At 66.9% G+C, this 1,946-nt stretch carries 1 protein-coding gene and 2 pseudogenes; 1 reads left to right on the forward strand and 2 read right to left on the reverse strand.

The genetic code is table 11. The annotated features are described in order from the left end of the window. Both JCM19049_RS12835 and JCM19049_RS12840 read right to left on the reverse strand, forming a co-directional pair. Positions 1 to 187 (reverse strand): annotated as a pseudogene (locus JCM19049_RS12835) (ECF transporter S component); the annotation flags it as partial. After that, positions 172 to 522 carry a general stress protein gene (locus tag JCM19049_RS12840; RefSeq protein ID WP_374700313.1) on the reverse strand — a complete coding sequence of 117 codons (351 nt, stop codon included), beginning with the start codon at positions 520 to 522 and terminating at the stop codon, positions 172 to 174. The gene JCM19049_RS12840 and the pseudogene JCM19049_RS12835, both read right to left, overlap by 16 nt. Positions 523 to 640: 118 nt before the next feature. Between JCM19049_RS12840 and JCM19049_RS12845 the strand changes: the two are divergent. Beyond that, positions 641 to 1,890, forward strand: a pseudogene (locus tag JCM19049_RS12845) (magnesium transporter MgtE N-terminal domain-containing protein). Positions 1,891 to 1,946: the final 56 nt, after the last annotated feature.

Here is a 1,946-nt window from a genome sequence, read left to right on the forward strand (position 1 = left end):
CCTGTGCCACCGGGGCGTGGCCCGGGTGCATTGGCAGCTTCGAGGCCAGGGCGCGGGCCTTCTGCGCGTTGGCGAAGTCCACCACCACGTCATAGCTGGTGGCCACAAACTGGCTGGAGGAGGCGAAGTCGCGCTTGCCGCGGCGCATCGAATAGCTGACCACCCCGGCGATCATCCAGATCGCCATGCCCAGCCCGATCGCCGAAAGGATCTGGTAGAGCCGCCGTCCGGACTGAACAGGGACAACAGCAGGCCCACGAAGAAGCCCATCATCGCGCCCTGCGCGGCACCGGCCAACGCCACCTTCGGGTAGGAGAGCTTGGCGGTGACCCGTTCCACGGTGCGCAGGTCATTGCCCACAATGGTGACCGAGGAGACCGGGAAGTCATTGTCGGCCAGATAGTCCACCAGTTTCTGGGCATCAAGGTATGAGGTGTAGCGGCCTAGCAGTTCGCCCCGCGGCAAACCCCCGGCACTTTGCATATTGGCTCCAAGCGGCTGGGTCATACCTATATTGTGCATGCATTTGCTGTGCAAACCCCATATGGTGCCCAGCTATCGCTGAGGGTGAAAGCTTCACGCCGGGCAATCGCATCACAATTGCCCCCGTTGCACCAGCTGACCGCGATACGCTGGGGTGGTGAGCTCCACTGTTTCCAAGATCTTCGTTGCCCGCCTGCTGGGGCTGGACGTCTTTGACCCCCTCGGCGACCGGCTGGGCCGGCTGCGCGATGTGGTCGTGGTCTCCCGCGGGCCCAAGAAGTCAGAATCCTGTGTGGGCGTGGTCGTCGAGGTCCCGGGCAAGCGCCGGGTCTTCGTGCCGATGACCCGCATCCAGTCCATGGAGGCGAACCAGATCATCTGTTCCGGCTGGTGAACATGCGCCGCTTCCAGCAGCGCGGGGCCGAAACCCTCATCGCCGCGGAAATCTTTGACCGCAAGATCGCCTTCCGGGACGGCACCGGGCACGGCGTGGTCGAAGACGTGGGCCTGATCCAGACCCGGATGGGCGACTGGGAGGTCAACGAGTACTTCGTGCAGCGCGCCGAACCGGGCTCCAGCCTGCTGGGCCTGCGCCGCAACCGGCGCCACCGGGTGCTGGTCTCCTGGGAGCAGGTGATCCCGGTCGGCGCCCACGAGCCACAATCCGCGGACACGTTCGTCGCGGCCCACGATGAGATGAAGCCGGCGGACTTCGCCGACGCGCTGCATGAGATGAACGCCAAGCGCCGCCTGGAGATCGCCGCCCACCTGCAGGATGACCGGCTGGCCGATGTGCTGCAGGAAATGCCGGACCGCGAACAGGTCCAGATCCTCTCCGCCCTGGGCCTGGAGCGTGCCGCGGACGTGCTGGAGGAGATGGACCCGGATGACGCCGCGGACCTGCTTGGTGAACTGAACGAGGACACCAAGGTCCAGCTGCTGGACATGATGAGCAAGGAGGAGGCCGATGACGTGCGCCGCCTGCTGGCCTACCCCGAAGGCACCGCCGGCTCGGTGATGACCCCGGTGCCGGTGATCCTCACCCCCGAATCCACGGTGGCCGAGGCGCTGGCCGCCGTGCGCCGCGAGGAGCTCTCCCCCGCCCTGGCCTCGGCCGTCTACGTGGTGCGCCCGCCCTTGGAGACCCCCACCGGCAAGTACCTGGGAGCCGTGCACATCCAGGCGCTGCTGCGTGCCGCTCCCCCGGAGCCGCTGGGTGACATCCTGGACAAGGAGCTGGAACCCATCCCGGACAACGCCAGCGTCTCGGAGGTCGTGCGCCACCTGGCCACCTACAACCTCACCTCATTGGGCGTGGTCAACTCCGATGGCCGCCTGGTGGGGGCGATCACCGTGGATGACGTCCTGGACCACCTGCTGCCCGAGGACTGGCGCAGCCAGCACTAGACCACGCTTGGCCCGGTGCCGCCCCGGCCCGGGAACCGCACGCACACCGTCCGAAC

Source organism: Arthrobacter sp. JCM 19049 (assembly GCF_001310435.1).